The organism is Neptuniibacter pectenicola, assembly GCF_001597735.1.
In the GTDB taxonomy this organism is placed as follows: domain Bacteria; phylum Pseudomonadota; class Gammaproteobacteria; order Pseudomonadales; family Balneatricaceae; genus Neptuniibacter; species Neptuniibacter pectenicola.
In genome coordinates, this window is the sequence record NZ_LUTS01000001.1 from 412045 (window position 1) to 427476 (window position 15432).

Annotated in this window: 16 protein-coding genes; 6 read left to right on the forward strand and 10 right to left on the reverse strand. The window is 44.4% G+C overall.

The features are described from left to right. The first annotated feature begins 31 nt into the window (after positions 1-31). Positions 32-391: a hypothetical protein gene (locus A3773_RS01840; protein ID WP_067982227.1), complete on the forward strand. Its 360-nt coding sequence runs from the start codon at positions 32-34 to the stop codon at positions 389-391. 22 nt (positions 392-413) lie between these two features. On the opposite strand, the gene A3773_RS01845 is transcribed toward A3773_RS01840, so the two are convergent. The 3 genes from A3773_RS01845 to A3773_RS01855 form a co-directional block, all read right to left on the reverse strand. Further along, entirely contained in the window at positions 414-2021 is a 1608-nt protein-coding gene (locus tag A3773_RS01845) for a response regulator (protein WP_067982232.1), read from the reverse strand. A gap of 131 nt (positions 2022-2152) precedes the next feature. Then, entirely contained in the window at positions 2153-3379 is a 1227-nt protein-coding gene (locus A3773_RS01850) for an argininosuccinate synthase (RefSeq protein ID WP_067982235.1), read from the reverse strand. A gap of 162 nt (positions 3380-3541) precedes the next feature. Beyond that, positions 3542-4399 (reverse strand): OmpA family protein, encoded by an 858-nt coding sequence (locus A3773_RS01855; RefSeq protein WP_067982238.1) that lies wholly within the window; start codon positions 4397-4399, stop codon positions 3542-3544. A gap of 186 nt (positions 4400-4585) precedes the next feature. On the opposite strand from A3773_RS01855, the gene rnt reads away from it, so the two are divergent. After that, positions 4586-5212, forward strand: a complete 627-nt coding sequence (gene rnt, locus A3773_RS01860; RefSeq protein ID WP_067982724.1) for a ribonuclease T — start codon at positions 4586-4588, stop codon at positions 5210-5212. Between the two features lie 85 nt (positions 5213-5297). Here rnt and A3773_RS01865 read toward each other — a convergent pair whose 3' ends face one another. Both A3773_RS01865 and grxD read right to left on the reverse strand, forming a co-directional pair. After that, entirely contained in the window at positions 5298-5900 is a 603-nt protein-coding gene (locus tag A3773_RS01865; RefSeq protein WP_067982241.1) for a peroxiredoxin, read from the reverse strand. Positions 5901-5990: 90 nt separating this feature from the next. Next, positions 5991-6329 carry a Grx4 family monothiol glutaredoxin gene (gene grxD, locus A3773_RS01870; RefSeq protein ID WP_067982244.1) on the reverse strand — a complete coding sequence of 113 codons (339 nt, stop codon included), beginning with the start codon at positions 6327-6329 and terminating at the stop codon, positions 5991-5993. 280 nt (positions 6330-6609) lie between these two features. Here grxD and A3773_RS01875 point away from each other — a divergent pair, with 280 nt between their 5' ends. From A3773_RS01875 to A3773_RS01890, 4 genes are all read left to right on the forward strand, one after another. Further along, positions 6610-7845, forward strand: a complete 1236-nt coding sequence (locus tag A3773_RS01875; protein WP_067982247.1) for an aspartate aminotransferase family protein — start codon at positions 6610-6612, stop codon at positions 7843-7845. After that, a complete protein-coding gene (gene argF, locus A3773_RS01880) occupies positions 7842-8747 on the forward strand; it encodes an ornithine carbamoyltransferase (RefSeq protein WP_067982251.1) in 906 nt (301 codons plus the stop codon). The genes A3773_RS01875 and argF overlap by 4 nt, the downstream gene beginning before the upstream one ends. Positions 8748-8853: 106 nt before the next feature. Next, positions 8854-9768, forward strand: coding sequence for a LysR family transcriptional regulator (locus A3773_RS01885; RefSeq protein ID WP_067982255.1), 915 nt, complete (start codon positions 8854-8856; stop codon positions 9766-9768). A gap of 257 nt (positions 9769-10025) precedes the next feature. After that, positions 10026-11381: a class II 3-deoxy-7-phosphoheptulonate synthase gene (locus A3773_RS01890; protein ID WP_067982257.1), complete on the forward strand. Its 1356-nt coding sequence runs from the start codon at positions 10026-10028 to the stop codon at positions 11379-11381. A gap of 68 nt (positions 11382-11449) precedes the next feature. Here A3773_RS01890 and A3773_RS01895 read toward each other — a convergent pair whose 3' ends face one another. From A3773_RS01895 to A3773_RS01915, 5 genes are all read right to left on the reverse strand, one after another. After that, positions 11450-11854 (reverse strand): CBS domain-containing protein, encoded by a 405-nt coding sequence (locus A3773_RS01895; RefSeq protein ID WP_067982260.1) that lies wholly within the window; start codon positions 11852-11854, stop codon positions 11450-11452. Next, positions 11851-12201 carry a P-II family nitrogen regulator gene (locus A3773_RS01900; protein WP_067982263.1) on the reverse strand — a complete coding sequence of 117 codons (351 nt, stop codon included), beginning with the start codon at positions 12199-12201 and terminating at the stop codon, positions 11851-11853. The genes A3773_RS01895 and A3773_RS01900 overlap by 4 nt, the downstream gene beginning before the upstream one ends. Positions 12202-12221: 20 nt before the next feature. Continuing rightward, positions 12222-13001 carry a DUF1538 domain-containing protein gene (locus tag A3773_RS01905; protein ID WP_067982266.1) on the reverse strand — a complete coding sequence of 260 codons (780 nt, stop codon included), beginning with the start codon at positions 12999-13001 and terminating at the stop codon, positions 12222-12224. Then, positions 13001-13702 (reverse strand): DUF1538 domain-containing protein, encoded by a 702-nt coding sequence (locus A3773_RS01910; RefSeq protein ID WP_067982269.1) that lies wholly within the window; start codon positions 13700-13702, stop codon positions 13001-13003. The genes A3773_RS01905 and A3773_RS01910 overlap by 1 nt, the downstream gene beginning before the upstream one ends. 161 nt (positions 13703-13863) lie before the next feature. After that, the gene (locus tag A3773_RS01915) at positions 13864-15033 is read right to left on the reverse strand and encodes a hypothetical protein (RefSeq protein WP_156473416.1); all 1170 of its coding nucleotides are present in this window, start codon (positions 15031-15033) and stop codon (positions 13864-13866) included. Between the last annotated feature and the right edge of the window lie 399 nt (positions 15034-15432).

Genomic DNA, 15432 nt, shown 5'->3' on the forward strand with positions numbered 1-15432 from the left:
TTTTAAAACCCAACCAATGTAGCAAATCAATATGTTATACGCCATACGCAATGAAGAAGGACGCATTATCAGCCTTTCCGAAACATTTAAACCGGAAGCCGAACGGGTTGATATAAAAAACAAAGAGGTTTTAGAGTTTCTCTCCATCAATGATGACGAGTTCTCTGCGGAAGAATTTTTAGAGCAATCCGATGCCGCCGTTTCTCGTATTTTTGAAGATTTAATCGACGTGCTTGTTGGAAAAAATATTATTATGTTTACCGACCTGCCTGCCATGGCACAGAAAAAACTGTTAAGCAGAAAGCTCGTGCGAAACATACAGAGAAAAGAAGGTGACCCCGCCCCGACCCCATCGACCTCATTTTTAATTGAAGATGATGATACGATTTAAGCTGTGCGCTCGCCCACTAGCGTTAAAGCTCTTGGCTAAGCGGGTCGTTACCCGATGCATCTACTGGCGGGCCGACGAGCTGATTATACTGCTCAACAAACCGCGCGCTTAAGACTTGATAACGTTGCTGCTGCTTCAACGGTAATGCCCCAAAGCTGATCGTTGAAAGCACATCCCGCACCGAGAGCAAAATCCACAACGCGCTCTCCCCCCGTTTCGCTTTTTCAATACCCGCCTGCACTAGGTTTAACGCTATCCCCGTATGACTAGGAAGCAGCTCATGGGCGCGACCAAACATCTGAAATGCTTTATCTAAATCGCCGCCCCTAAAGCTTGTCATCGCAGAGTAATTCGCCTTACCCCACTCCTTCTCAATCATGCTTCGACTTAACTCTTTACGCCGTTTTTGAACCACATCCTCCAAATCTGTACCTTGGGCCGTATCAACCATGACATCCAGCCATTTACACTGGCTGTCTACATCCATTCTTAAGAAAAAGTTCCACGTTTGCTGCAACATCTGCTGTAAACGAGAGGTGTCTGATTCCAAACGATAAAAGTCACAATTAATCAGTTTGGCTCTAAACATCACCTCTTGATTATCAGGGTGATCCAATACAACATCTTCGAGCACTCTAATAACGTCATCTTCAATCTCCGGTAAACGTTGGGCATTGGCCTGAATAAGCGCCCGCACCAAGCCAAAATAATATTTTGGCGATTGAAAAACCGAATAGCGCGCATAACGTACCGCCTGCTGATAAGCACCTTTCGCTATATCCCACTCCGCTGTCTGACTCGCTAATTCAGCTAACTCACCCTGCAGCGCGGGCACCGTCGGCTGCAACATGACCGCTTTCCGCATTAGCGCAACAGCCAACTCAAGCTCACCTCGAACCTGATGGGTACGTGCAAGCCATGTAAATGCCTCGACACAGATATGCTGCTGATTCACCACATGATTCAGCGAGGTTAGCGCTTGCGAATATTCGCCCAAATTAAAATAGGCGATCCCTTTTCCCACCTCAGCCCAAGGCAGAGCACGCTTTTCCGTTAAGGTAAGGAACAGTGTCTTTGCTTGACTAAAGCGTCGCATTCTAATTAAAGCGATGCCAGTAATACGCTGCAGCACAATACTCAAACCAGGGTAATGCTTTATGAGCACCTCGCTTTTCTCGATCACCTCATCAAAGTGCTCATCATCCAATAGCTGCTCTATAGGCTTTATTGCATCTTTTATGCGTAAGAGTTTTTCCACACGCTGGCGGATCTTCGCTTGATCGAAGGGTTTAGAAAGGTAGGTATCCGGCGAATTCTCTAAAGAGCCGAAAAGAAGCTCTGCATCTTTAGGATCAACAACAAGAAAGTAAGCACTCGACGCGGGAAAGATAAATTCAGCATTAGCTTCATGGAGTAATTGAAGACCGTTTTTCTCGCCTTTGCCCATATCATAAGCAGCAAAGCATAGATCATATGAAAACTCTCTCATTAGGCTGAGCGCCATATTGACAGAGGAGGCAACCTGAATCTGCCCCACACCTATACGACCCAGGATTTGTCGTAGCGTCCCAAGGTCTTCAAGCTTACTGTCTACGATGAGAGCCGACTTTCCTGAGTAATTAATTTCCATAGGCGTCATAAAGATTACGTATCAGCAAAAGTAGCATATAAATCAGGCTATTATCAAAGTTTAAGCGAGGCATAGACAATAAAAAACCCCGTAGGGCAAGTACGGGGTTTTTTAGAAACACAATTACCAACTTAATCTTCTAAAAGATTACGTCCTTTACTTGCTGCAATACGCATACGTAGCGCATTCAACTTAATAAAGCCTGCTGCATCTTTCTGATCGTAAGAACCCGCATCATCTTCAAATGTTGCGATACTTTCGTCAAACAGACTATCGTCAGAACGACGGCCGACGACATCAACAGAGCCTTTGTATAACTTAACACGCACATCACCGTTAACAACACGCTGAGAGTAATCGATAAGCTGCTGCATCATTTTACGCTCTTCTGACCACCAGAAGCCGTTATAAATAGTTTTAGCATACTTAGGCATCAACTCATCTTTAAGGTGAGCCGCTTCACGGTCTAACGTAATAGACTCAATCGCGCGATGCGCTTTCATCATGATGGTACCGCCCGGTGTTTCGTAACAACCGCGCGATTTCATACCCACAAAACGGTTCTCTACGATATCTAAACGCCCAATACCGTTCTCGCCACCCACTTTATTCAGGTATTCAAGAACAGTCGCAGGACTCATCGCTTCACCATTGATAGCGACGATATCACCCTTTTCATAAGTCAACTCAAGATACGTAGGCTGATCAGGTGCATTTTCCGGTGCGACCGACCAACGCCACATCTCCTCTTCAGCTTCAGCCCAAGGATCTTCTAAAATACCACCTTCATAAGAGATATGAAGAAGGTTAGCATCCATAGAGTAAGGGGACTTTTTCTTGTTTTTCGCGTAATCAACTTCGATGTTGTGAGTTTCACAATAATTCATCAAGGATTCACGGGAGTTTAGATCCCATTCACGCCAAGGAGCAATCACATGAACACCAGGTTTAAGCGCATAAGCACCTAACTCAAAACGAACCTGATCGTTGCCTTTACCTGTAGCACCATGAGAGATGGCATCGGCGCCTGTTTCATTCGCAATTTCAATTAAACGCTTTGCGATTAACGGACGGGCAATAGACGTACCTAATAGGTACTCACCTTCGTAAATTGTATTTGCACGGAACATTGGGAATACAAAGTCGCGTACAAACTCTTCACGTAGATCTTCAATATAGATCTCTTTAACACCAAGCGCTTCGGCCTTAGTGCGTGCTGGCTCAACTTCTTCCCCCTGCCCTAAATCGGCAGTGAAAGTAACAACTTCTGCGTTGTATTCATCTTGCAACCAACGAACAATTACGGACGTGTCTAATCCACCGGAATAGGCCAGAACGACCTTTTTGATCTCGGACATTCTCAAGCTCCAACTTGCGAACAGTTTCAGCCGAGAAGTCGACTGAAAGGGATGATTCAAATTTAGCGCGAAAGTATAGCAGAAACTATACGGGTAGCGAAACGAATGGATGGACTAGGCTTAAAATTTCACCCGTATTGATCAAAAACAGATTCGGTTCGCTTAATCACGCTCCAAACGAATGGTTACACGGCGATTTCGATCACGGTTTTTCTTACTATTATTTTCAACCACAGGATAACGTTCACCATGATAACGTGTGGTGATAGACGTGGGGTCTAGACCTAAGCTGATCAGGTAAGCGGTCACCTCCTCCGCTCGACGTTTAGACATATCTCGGTTCATTAAGCGACGTCCCATACTGTCAGAATGGCCATCAACAAAAATCCCTTTAATACTGTCATCATTTTTAACATAGAGCGCAATCAAGTCTAAACGCTCACGGGAAGCATCTGACAAACGCCATTGGGCAGAAGGAAATAAAATTGCGGTTCGCGCTACCTGACGGTAATTAACAGGGAGTAAACCCGCCGTACAACCAACATAGTCAGAGTAAGCGGATTGAAAGTTAACTGCTGAGACCGAGACCCGCAGTGACTCATTTGTACCGTACCACTCTTTAGAGGTGAAGGTAGGCATCATCCCTTTATATAGCGCCGCCAACATGTTTTGCGCTTGCGCCGGTTCTACCTTGATAAACCCCGTTTGCTCCTCAGACTTAAGCGAACCGATAAAGCGAGGCGCGATACCGGGCTGCCATGGCGATGCTTCCGCAACTAACTTGGCCCCCTCGGTAAAATGAATATTTTCAGTCGGCTTTAATATGAAACGTACCGTCTCGCCTGCTTCATGCTCAAACACAGCACTACCAAACGAGGGAATCATCTGGCTCAAACGACAGCTAAATTTAGACGCTTCTAATTCCCATTTAGCATCATCAATCGAGCTACGAAACGTCATAGCCTGTACAGAAGCTGCCGAAAACAAAATGAGCAATGAGATAATTACACGAACAAGCACAGAATAAACCGCCTAGAAAATTCAATAAAGACAATAGTATCTACTTCTTTTCGGCCAAAACATCATTATCTTGAGAAGGTAATTGGAGTGACTTCAATTACACTGTTAGAATAGCCGCTGATTAAACGGAAACCTATCGCCAAGTAAGGGCAGCACTTGAATAACCTTCATGACACAAAACATCCCATGGCTAACCGCTTTCGCGGATTTTTGCCCGTAGTAATCGATGTCGAAACGGCTGGTTTTAATTCCCGCACCGACGCGCTACTGGAAATAGCCGCAGTAACACTCACAATGGATGAAAATGGCTTCTTAATTATAGATCAAAGCTTTGAAGCGCAAGTAGATCCATTTGAAGGTGCCAATATTGAGCAATCAGCCCTCGACTTCACGGGTATCGACCCATTTGACCCCGATAGAGAAGCAGTCCCTGAACGTGAAGCACTTGAAGAAATTTTTAAGGCTGTACGTAAATCAATTAAAGCACATGACTGCAAACGTGCCGTATTAGTCGGCCATAATGCCTCATTTGATCAAGGCTTTGTTAATGCCGCATCAAACCGTGCAGATATTAAACGTAATCCATTCCATCCGTTCTCCACATTCGACACGGCCACATTAGGCGGCTTAGCGTTTGGTCAAACCGTACTGGCTCGAGCCTGCCAAGTTGCAGGGATCGACTTTGATGGAAAACAAGCACACTCCGCCCTTTATGACACAACCAAAACTGCTGAGCTTTTTTGTATTATTGTTAATCGCTGGAAAGAGCTAGGCGGATGGGACATGGTCGACAGTTATGATGATTACGAATAAATAATCACGGCCCCCATCAATTAACTGTTCGATATGAACACAAAAAAACCCGCTATTGCGGGTTTTTTTTATTAAGGCAGCTAAATTATAGCTTGTCGCCTTCAGCAGAAAGGTAAGACGCAACACCTTCAGGTGATGCAACCATACCTTTATCGCCTTGATTCCAGCCTGCAGGGCAAACTTCACCATGCTCTTGGTGGAACGCAAGCGCATCAACCATACGTAGCATCTCATCAACGTTACGGCCTAAAGGCAGGTCGTTAACAACTTGATGACGAACTAAACCATCTTCATCGATCAAGAAAGAACCACGGAAAGCAACGCCGCCTTCAGATTCCACATCGTAAGACTTACAGATACTGTGAGTCATGTCAGCAACCAACGTGTAGTTAACTGCACCGATGCCGCCGTCATTAACAGCAGTGTTACGCCAAGCATTGTGTGAGAAGTGAGAATCAATAGAAACACCGATCACTTCTACATTACGCTTTTTGAACTCTTCGATACGGTGATCGAAAGCCAATAACTCAGAAGGACAAACAAAAGTAAAATCAAGAGGATAGAAGAAAACTACCGCTTTTTTACCTTTTGTAGCTTCAGACAGTGTATAGGAATCAACAATCTCACCGTTACCTAATACAGCTGGTGCAGTGAAATCAGGTGCCTGCTTACCTACAAGTACGCCCATTGTAATAAATCTCCATTAAGTGATATCTAGCGTTTAAGGATATTATGATAGGAGAGCACCCTTTAAAATCAAGCGCTCTCCTTTAAAAACTTATTCTGCGTCTGTTGCTTCAGAATTCGCTGCGGTTTCTTTGATCAAGGCTTCAAGTTCACCATTTTCAGCCATTTCACAAATAATGTCACAACCACCGACTAGCTCGCCTTTAACCCACAACTGCGGGAAGGTTGGCCAGTTGGCATATTTTGGCAACTCAGCACGAATCTCTTGATTTTCCAAAATATTTACAAAAGCAAAACGCTCACCACAAGCCATTACTGCTTCAGAGGCACGGGAGGAAAAGCCGCACTGAGGGAAGCGAGGCGTCCCTTTCATGTAAAGCAGAATGTCATTACTCTCAAGCTGCTCTTTGATGGTTTCAATTACACTCATTCGTACACCTACTATTTACTAAATTCTGAGAACATTTCTTATGTATATCGTGGCGAACAATATACCATATATCCGACCATCTTACTCTGATAATGTACATTTGCATTTCTTAATTAGGTCGATAAATAAATTCTATCGCTACGCCCTTAGCCGCTCAATCTATCAGACTATTTCCTGACTTTATTTATCCAAGATCTTGCCAAATTGATAAAAGCTGCCTATTATTCGTCCTTTGATTGGCAGCCTTGGCTGCCTTTTTGCGTTGTAGGGAAATATAAACATGGCTGTAGAATCTATCATGACTACCTACAACCGGTTGTCCGTAGCGTTCGAGCGCGGAGAAGGCAGCTGGTTGTTTGATATAAACGGTAATAAATACCTAGATGCATTAAGCGGTATCGCTGTATGTGGCTTAGGCCATGCACACCCGGCTGTTACGCATGCCATATCAGAACAAGCAGGCAAGCTTCTTCATACATCAAATTTATATACCATTCCCAATCAGCAGCAACTGGCTGAACGCCTAACCCAAATATCGGGTATGGATAATGTCTTTTTTGGCAACTCAGGCGCTGAAGCCAACGAAGCGGCAATAAAAATTGCTCGTCGCTACGGCCATACCGTTCGCAATATTGATAATCCAGCCATCATCGTTATGGAAAACGCATTCCATGGACGCACCATGGCAACCCTAAGCGCCACCGGTAATCGCTCAGCACAAGCGGGCTTTGAACCTCTGGTCAGCGGTTTTGTCCGCGCCCCTTATGATGATATTGACGCGATCAAAACCATCGCAACAAACAACCCCAATATTGTTGCTATTTTAGTCGAGCCGATTCAAGGCGAATCAGGTATTCAGATACCCGCTGACGACTACCTCAATCAAATTCGTGCGATTTGCGATGAAAATAACTGGTTGATGATGCTCGACGAAGTACAAAGCGGTAATGGTCGCTCAGGAAAATACTTTGCCTACCAACACAACAACATTCTGCCCGATGTCGTAACAACCGCAAAAGGCCTAGGCAATGGCGTACCTATTGGTGCCTGCCTCGCACGGGGCGTTGCTGCCACGATCTTATCACCAGGCACTCATGGCTCCACATATGGCGGAAACCCGCTTGCATGCGCCGCCGCCTTAGCGGTCGTCAATACAATAATGAATGAAAACTTGTGTGAGCGCGCTGAATCTTTAGGCAATAAAATTGCCGATGGTTTCCGCAAAGAGATTGGCACCGCACCCTATGTAAAAGAGATTCGTAATAAAGGGATGCTCATTGCAATCGAGCTGACCGAAGGGGGTAGCGAACTTGCCGTCTTAGCAAAAGTTAAGGGTATCCTATTAAATATTACGGGCGGCGGGAAAGTAATAAGAATGCTTCCCCCTCTAACAATGACTGATAATGAAGCTGAACTTTTGGTCAACACTCTGTCACAAATAATTAGAGTGTATGCCGCGGATGAACGTAGCACAGCTTTTCCAGAAGCACCCAATAGCGACCGTAGAGTACAATGACGATTAGACACTTTTTAACACTTAATGACCTAAGCTCAACTGAACTACGCCGCCTGATCCGACGCGCAAGCGAACTCAAGGCGATTAGGAATCGCGGCGAAGTCTATGAGCCTCTAAAAAGCAAAGTAATGTCGATGATCTTCGAAAAATCATCGACCCGCACCCGTGTATCTTTCGAAGCAGGTATGGCTCAATTTGGCGGTCACGCCATGTTTTTATCGCCTCGTGATACACAACTAGGCCGCGGCGAGCCCATTAGCGACAGTGCTAAAGTCATCTCTAGCATGGTCGATGTGGTGATGATTAGAACCTTTAGCCATCAACTGGTTGTAGATTTTGCAGCTAATTCATCTGTACCGGTTATAAACGCACTGACCGATGAATATCACCCCTGCCAATTGCTTGCAGATATGCAAACCTACTTTGAGCATCGCGGTGAAATTCAAGGTAAAACGGTTACTTGGATTGGTGACGGCAATAATATGTGCCACTCCTATATCAATGCAGCGAAACTGTTTGATTTCAAACTCAACATAGCTTGCCCTGAAGGATTTGATCCAAACATGGCGCTGGTTGAAGAGAACAAAGAACGGGTCATGATTACTCGCTCACCCCAAGAAGCCGCTACAGGTAGCGATCTTATCGTGACAGATGTATGGGCCTCCATGGGACAGGAAGAGGAACAAAAGGAACGCGAGAAGCAATTCTCAGGCTTCCAAGTTTCCCCTACCCTAATGGATCTTGCGAATAAAGACGCCCTGTTTATGCACTGCCTTCCCGCTCACCGCGGCGAAGAGATCAGTGTAGATATGATGGACGATCCTCGTTCTGTCGTCTTTGATGAAGCAGAAAATAGACTACACGCACAAAAAGCACTATTAGAGTTTTTACTCGTGAAGTAAAATTAAGGTAACTCCAGTAATTTACTGGGTTACCTGCTCTTCTTGCTCCAACGTACTATACTGCGTATATTCCGAGTACAAGATCACCCAATAGAGAGACGAGCAAATGGTTGAACTTCGACATCTAAAAACACTGTCCGCCTTGCGCGACGCCGGTAGTCTTGTCGAAGCAGCAGAACGAGTTCACCTTACTCAGTCTGCCCTATCCCATCAGATTAAAGACCTAGAAGACCGCCTCAACTGCTCTCTATTTATCCGCAAAACAAAACCAATCTGCTTCACCAGCGCAGGCCAGCGCCTATTAACATTAGCCGATGAAATTCTGCCAATGATTCGCAATACCGAACGCGATATTGCACGCCTTGCAGGCGGTGAAGCCGGTAGACTTAATCTATGTATTGAGTGCCATAGCTGCTTCGATTGGCTCATGCCAACCATCGATCATTTCCGTCAGCATTGGCCTGAAATTGAACTCGATCTATCCAGCGGTTTCAGTTTTCAACCTTTACCAGCACTTGCCCGCGGCGATTTAGACCTCGTTATCACGTCCGATCCTGAGCCACGTAATGGCATCACCTATATCCCGCTGTTCACCTACGAGTCTCGGCTAGCGATCAGCAAACAACACCGCTTAATGGCAAGACGCTTTATCCACCCAGAAGACCTAGCGCAAGAAACGCTCATCACCTACCCAGTAGAGCACCAGCGGTTAGATATATTTAATCACTTCCTGGATGAAGCGGGCGTAGAACCACAAACGATCAGAACCGCTGAGCTGACCATTATGATGCTGCAGCTAGTGGCAAGTGGTCGCGGTGTAGCAGCCTTACCAAACTGGGCACTGCATGAGTACATTCAACGGGAATACATTGCCTCCAAGCCACTTGGCGAGAAGGGAATATGGTGCACCCTTTACGCAGCGATTCGTGATGATCAAAAAGATGCAGAGTTTATGGTCGACTTCCTTAATACAGCAAAAGATATCTCTTTCCGTAATTTAACGGGTATTAAGACCGCTTAATAAATGATATAAATAATTAATCGATATTTAACAAGATAAGTAATTCAACGTGAACCGTAGCAATATGAATGCAGACACCCTGCAATCAAACTACATTACTTGCCCCGCTTTTTTTCTATACTCCTATTTTATTTAGGTCTGTAGGTTTTGTGCTATCTGCACAAAGTTGACAGGCCGCCCCCACTTCGTTTTTAGACGTTAGCGTCAATCATTATATTTCTCGCTTTAAATTAGAAGAACACCCTAGGATTCAAAAAATGACTACACAAATATGGACACCTGCAAGCTGGAGAACCAAACCCATCGTTCAACAACCGCACTACTCTGACGCGCGCGCATTAGAACAAGCCGAACAGCGATTAAGTAAAATGCCACCTTTAGTTTTTGCAGGCGAGATAAACCAGCTAAAAAAAGAGTTGGCTAACGTCGCAAAAGGAAAAGCCTTTCTTCTTCAAGGAGGCGATTGTGCAGAAAGTTTCAGTGAGTTCAGCGCCGATAAAATTCGCGATACATTTAAAGTACTCATGCAGATGGCCATCGTAATGACCTTCTCCGCGAGCAGCCCCATCGTAAAGGTGGGTCGAATTGCAGGCCAGTATGCGAAACCCCGCTCCAGCGACATGGAAAGCAACCAAGGCGTGGAATTACCCAGTTACCGTGGTGATATCATTAATGGCATTGAATTCACGGACAGCGCCCGACAGCCAGACCCAGAGCGCTTAGTAACCGCTTACCACCAGGCCGCATCGACGCTTAACCTGCTAAGAGCTTTTTCTAGTGGCGGCTTTGCCGATCTCCATCAAGTACATGCATGGAACCAAAGCTTTATTAGTAACAGCCCGCTGGCAGATAAATATCAAAATCTAGCGGATCAAATTGATCAATCTATTCGTTTTATGGAAGCTTGTGGTATCAATTCATCCAACACACCCCAGCTCCATGAAACGGCACTTTATACCTCTCACGAAGCACTGCTACTGAGTTATGAGCAAGCTTTAACTAGAACCGACAGCCTATCAGGTGATTGGTATGACTGCTCAGCACATATGCTTTGGATTGGCGACAGAACACGTCAACCCGATCACGCCCATGTGGAGTTTTTACGAGGCGTCAAAAATCCCATTGGTATTAAAGTAGGGCCAAGTACAAAAGTTGACGACTTAGAGCAGCTGTTAAATATTTTAAATCCGGAAAACGAAGCAGGACGTATTACACTAATTGCTCGAATGGGAGCCGATAAAATCACTGAGCACCTGCCTAGACTTGTTCGCGCCGTCAAACAGAGCGGTCATCAAGTGATATGGAGTTCAGATCCTATGCATGGCAATACGATCAAAGCCTCCAGTGGTTATAAAACACGTAGTGTTGACGCGATCCTTAAAGAGGTTAAAGGCTTCTTTGAAGTTCACAAAGCGGAAGGCACCCATGCGGGCGGCGTTCATTTCGAAATGACAGGGCAAAATGTAACAGAATGCATAGGTGGCGCTTACATGATTAGCGAACAGGGCCTCGCTGATCGCTACCATACCCATTGCGATCCCCGTCTTAATGGAGAACAAGCTTTAGAACTTGCTTATCTAATTGCCGACACACTAAAAGCCGCACGACGGTAAGCAGCCCATTACTCTAAATTAAAAAGCCTGCTCATGCAGGCTTTTCTATGTAAAACAATCGACTGTATTTAAACGCCCAACACACCCTTTAAAACAATACCGCTATAACTCACAACACCTAAGACCTTACCATCCTTAATAACAGGCGCATGCGCCAAACCAAAGTTCTCAAACAAACGTGAGCAATAGCGAATATCCATTTCGGGATCCACGGAAACGACCGGCTTCGCCATTACTTCATAGACGTTGACTCGCTCTGGTGCACGATCTTTAGCTACAACGTTCTTGGCCACATCAGATAAAAGTAACAGTCCATATTCATCATCAGGGTTTCGCTTATTAATGATAAGCACTTCAGAATTTTGTTGCTGAAATACAATCAAAGCATCCTGCACAGTAATTAAACCATCAATAATAGCAAACTCATCCGTCATTACATCGCGGACACGGACTACTTTCTTTTCTACTTTCATAGCTCATCCTCAACGATATTCGATAGCTCTTTCACTTGATGAGCAATCCCTACTGCATCCTCTATATCAACTTGTATCGCTATTCCACGACCAGGATGCTCTTCAAACTCCGCAACGTTAGAAATTGTTTCTAGAATCTTCCGACTTAAATGCTCTTCAACAATAAAGAGCACAACATCACGCTGAGATACAAGCGTTAATCCTAAAAACGTTTTAGGCTGATTTACACCTTCTCCGCGAGCATTATTAATGACAGTAGCGCCTGTAGCACCCGCTTCGCGCGCAGCTTCCATGACCGCCTCAGTTTTTGAATCTTCTACAAAAACCACTAATAACTTGAAATGCATAACCGCCCCTTCGACTACTATTAGTCCGTTATCTTGCTACGTTTAGTACGTAATTCTGCAATTTGCGCATATGCCATAACCGTTATTATCGGAAACAAACTAGCAAATGCAATCAAGCCAAAACCATCTATTAAAGCGCTACGTCCCGGCACGGTTTCAGCTAACCCTAAGCCTAATGCTGCAACTAAAGGAACCGTGACCGTTGATGTTGTAACCCCACCAGAATCATATGCTAACGGCACGATCATTTTAGGGGCAAAAAATGTTTGAATAACAACAATGATATAACCAGCAATAATAAACCAGTAAATCGGGTACCCTGTAACTATACGCCAAGCACCTAAAGAGATCCCTATAGCAACCCCTATAGCAACCGCAATCCGAAGTCCCCAAACACCTATAGAGCCCCCCGAAACCTCATTCGCCTTCATAGCTACAGCAATAAGAGAGGGTTCGGCAATTGTTGTGCTGGCACCTATAGCAAAGGCAAAGATATACACCCAAAAATAATCATACCAACGAAGGCCCATATCGGAAGGGCCACTCCAAGCACGAATAAAATCAGGATCTGTTAACTGCTCAGCCATTAAACGGCCAATAGGGAACAACGCTTTTTCTAGTCCTAACAAAAATAGTGCAAGACCAAGCACTACATAAACAAAACCAACTAACACCTTTCGAAGGTTGGCTATACGCCGTCTGATCACACCAAACTGAAAACCAAAAAGAATAACCACAATAGGTATTACATCTTTTATGGTAGCAAGTGTAATATCAGCAAATTGCTCCCAAAATCCCATTACATCAACATTCCATAGGCCATTACAAAAATCATAGGAGAAAGTGAAGCGAAGGCAATCAACCCAAAGCCATCAATCATCGGATTACGCCCCTTAATAGAAGAAGCCAACCCAACCCCCAGAGCAGTCACTAAAGGCACTGTAATAGTCGAGGTGGTGACGCCACCCGAATCATACGCTATTCCAATTATTTCTTTAGGCGCAAAAAAAGTCATAATAACCACTAAAAGATAACCACCAATAATCATATATTGAATTGGCCACCCTTTAAGAATACGAAGCACCCCCAAAACAATTGCAAAGCCAACAGAAAAAGCGACGGTGTATCTAAGGCCGGACGCATATTCAAGTTGAGCTTGAGGCTCCATAGCGATCATACCACCAGCTGCAGCCACCTGAGCCGCTTCAGCCGCGACCGCAATTAATGCAGGCTCGGCTACAGTCGTTCCCACACCTAGAGCAAACGCAAAAAGTAATAACCAAAAAAGACTTCCTTTTCTCGCAAACTCATACGCCATACTCCCACCAATGGGAAACAACCCCATTTCTAAGCCATAAATAAAAAAAGTAAGGCCGGCAACGACACACAAAAAGCCAACAAGAAGGTTAAAAAAATCAGGAATCGGCTGCTGTAAAACAACAAGCTGAAAAAATGCAATAACGAGCACAATAGGCGCTAAATCACGTAAGCTACCGAGCATCGATTGACTTAATGCTAATAATCCTACTCTCAAGACAGTCAACTCTTTACAAATTAGGTAGTCATAACAGAAAAATAATAACTTTAACTCTTCCTACAAAAATTTCAGAAAAAAAAACCAAGGCAACTGCCTTGGTTTTTTATACTAAAAAGATACAGAGCCTAGCGAGGCACAGGAGAAGTAATCGCGTCATTAACACCCGCAAACAGCGTCTCATGCTGTAAGTCAGTGTATTCATTTGTAGACTTAACAATATCAACCATACCGACTACAGATTGAGCATTACCACCAAAAATGGCACCGTTAACCGAACCCGTTACCACGCCATCAACAGCACTCAAGTTACCTGAATTTGCCATAAAGTTAATGCCATCAACCGTACCATTAGTAACAGCAAAAGCAACCTGACCTACAACATTAGTAGCTGTTGTACGAACAAAGCCATCACCTTGAACATCGCCATTATTCCAAGCACCATTCCATGTATTATTGCCAAAATCGATGGATGCCGCGAACGTACCTCCATGCATGGTAATACCGCTATAAGAAGCGATGACACCATTAGAACCAGTATAATCATTTAACTGATCCAAAGAGGTTGTAATACCCGCCCAAACAGCGCCATTAGCATTATCAAAACCAGAACGAGACAACGTACTATCGGACCACGTACCCTCAGCCACACCTAATAGAGGGAAGACGTTATCAAAGAAGGCTCGAGAATAAGTACTCCCTTCCTGTTTAGCTAAGCCACCCCAGCCATAACCAAAAGTACCTATAGCATCCTCAACCGTTAGCTCATACCCCTCATTACCCTGAACAGTAAACGAACCTCCTATATGAGGAAACAGAACCCGTCTCCAATTAGGGCGATCGGTATCCACTTCATGCACCTCTGCGGTAAAAGTACCTACATCAACAACAGCAAATCTTGTCGGTACTGGAAGTCTACTTTGTTCGCTTTGAGACGCTGGAGCCGAGCTTTGAGAATAGTTAGATTCTCGAATGGTAACAAACCCACAGATTGCACCGGCTTCGCATAATGCAATATCGGCAGCACCTGGATCTAGTGGATCTACTGGTACACCAAACCCAGGTTCATTTTGTCCATTACGACCCGTCTCACCTTGACCTACACCAGCAAATGCTAATCCTAAGGCTGCTGTGTTAACTTCACCACCCGCTGCAGTCGCAAAGTTTTGCGCCCACTGACCCCAAGATTGTACAGAGTCTTCATCATCCGAAGACCCTGTATTAGCCGAAGCCACTAAAGGTGCAACTAAAAGAATCGAAGCTATAGATACAGAAACTAGATTTCGCTTAAACATCATTATATCCCTTATCTTAATGAGCGACCCAGCTCCTAGTGTTTAAACATAGGCGGGTAATAATTAGTATATGTTTATATTTTATACATATAAGTCATGTTTGTAATTGTACCAAGGTACAGGTAAGTATTTTTTATTTAACTATAAAAAAACAATTACCGCTCACCACTTTCAAACAAGAAATACGTATAACACACGTTGTTTTTCCTACAAAAATAAACAACAACATCAACGATATTGCCAATAGTTAAGAGGGTAGTAGCTCATTTTCATACCTAAGCACGTACAAGCCTATTCAAACAGCAGCAAACTGATAAAAATTTAACTACTTAGTAAACAAATAGATAGCTACTCCCATTCATCCATCAAGCACCAAACACAAAAGGGTGTCCCCCTAGCCTT